The sequence below is a fragment of the Rhodopseudomonas sp. B29 genome (assembly GCF_000333455.1).
Lineage (GTDB): Bacteria > Pseudomonadota > Alphaproteobacteria > Rhizobiales > Xanthobacteraceae > Rhodopseudomonas.
Map to the genome: position 1 here is coordinate 1 of NZ_BADD01000550.1, position 1,877 is coordinate 1,877.

The window sequence follows — 1,877 nt, forward strand, 5'->3', positions numbered from 1 at the left end:
CGTGGCGATCGTGGGCGAGATGCGAAACGATGGTCTCGACCACCACCCCGGCGGCGTCGATCAGCATGCCGATGGCGACCGCGAGGCCGCCGAGGCTCATCAGGTTGGCCGACATGCCGGCGAAGCGCATCAGCAGGAACGTCGCCAGCGCCGACAACGGCAGCGTCAGCGCCACCACCAGCGCGGCCCGCCAGTCGCCGAGAAACAGGATCAGCAGCACGATCACCAGCACGGTGGCTTCGAGCAGCGACTTCGACACCGTGCCGACGGCGCGGCCGACGAGGTCGCCGCGATCGTAGAACACGTTCAGCGTCACGCCCTTGGGTAGCGTCGGCTGCAGCTCGGCGAACTTCGCCTTGACGCCCTCGACGACATCGCGCGCATTGGCGCCGCGCAGCCCGAGCACCAGGCCCTGCACCGCTTCGCCCTGCCCGTCGCGCGTCACCGCGCCGTAGCGGGTGATGCTGCCGATGCGCACCTCGGCGACATCGCGCACACGCACCATGCCGCCGTCGCGCGACGCCAGCACGATGTCGCGCAGATCGTCGAGGGTGTGGACCTGGCCGTCGACGCGAACCAGCAGCACTTCCTCACCGGCGGAGAGCCGGCCGGCGCCGCCGTTGCGATTGTTCTTCGCGATGGCGTTCTCCAGCGTCTCGATCGAGATGCCGTGCGACGCCATCGCGAGATTGTCGGGCACGATCTCGAAACTACGCACATAGCCGCCGAGCGAATTGACGTCGGCGACGCCGGGCAGCGTGCGCAGCGCCGGGCGGATGGTCCAGTCGAGCAGCGTGCGGCGCTCCGCGAGCGAGAGATCACCGCCCTCGATGGTAAACATGAACATTTCGCCGAGTGGCGTAGTGATCGGCGCCAGCCCGCCGGTCAGGCCCTCGGGCATGTCCTTCATGGCCGCGGCCAATCGCTCGGCGACCTGATTGCGCGCCCAATAAATGTCGACGCCTTCGGCGAAATCGATGGTGACGTCGGCGAGACCGTATTTGGGGGTCGAGCGCAGCATCGTTTTGTTGGGGATGCCGAGCATTTCGAGCTCGAGCGGCATCGTCACCCTCGTCTCGACCTCCTCGGGCGTCATGCCGGGCGCCTTCATGGATGATCTTGACCTGGATCGGCGAGACGTCCGGGAAGGCATCGATCGGCAGTTGGCGCACGGCATAGACGCCGGCGCCGATCAGCATCAGCGTGGCGAGCACCACCAACAGGCGATGCGCGAGCGAGAACTCGACCAGGCGTGCGAGCATCTACTCGACCCCGCCGAGCCCCTGCCAGGCGCCCTTCAGCGCCGCGACGCCGCGCACAGCGATGCGCTCGTCGCCGCGGAAGCTGCCGCTGACCACCGCAAAAGCCGGCAGTTCCTCGCGCACTTTCACCGGCGTCGCAACGAAACCGCCGTCGGTCTGCACGAACACGTAAGCGTCGGAGCCGCGGCGAACCATCGCGCCGCTGCGCACCCGCCATTCGGCGCGGCCGCCGCTGGCCAGCGCGATCTGGGCTTCGACCATCTGGCCGGGCCGCAGGTCGGTGTCGGGCTCGTCGAACTCGGCGCGGACGATCACGGTCTGCGACGTCGGCTCGACGCTGGTGCCGATCGACACCACGCGGCCGACGCATTCGTGGCCGCGCAGCGTCACCTTGGCGCCGACCGCGAAGTCTTCGACACGCAGCGCCGGCACCTGAATTTCGACCCACAGCGGCGACAGTTGCGCGAGCTTGAAGATCAGCGCCAGCGCCTCGACGGTCTGGCCCGGCAGCGTCGGGCTCTCCAGGACGACGCCGTCGACCGGCGCGATCATCTGCAGCTTGGGATCGAGCTTCTGCGTCGAGGTGAGCTTGTCGATCGCCGCCTCGGTCATGCC

The 1,877-nt window shown here is 68.4% G+C and carries 1 protein-coding gene and 1 pseudogene; both read right to left on the reverse strand.

Features of this window, described 5'->3' with window-relative positions; genetic code table 11:
* Positions 1-1,262 (reverse strand): annotated as a pseudogene (locus tag I5M_RS30165) (efflux RND transporter permease subunit); the annotation flags it as partial.
* Positions 1,263-1,877 (reverse strand): efflux RND transporter periplasmic adaptor subunit (locus I5M_RS19470; protein ID WP_022722928.1); only part of this gene is annotated, 615 nt, incomplete at its 5' end.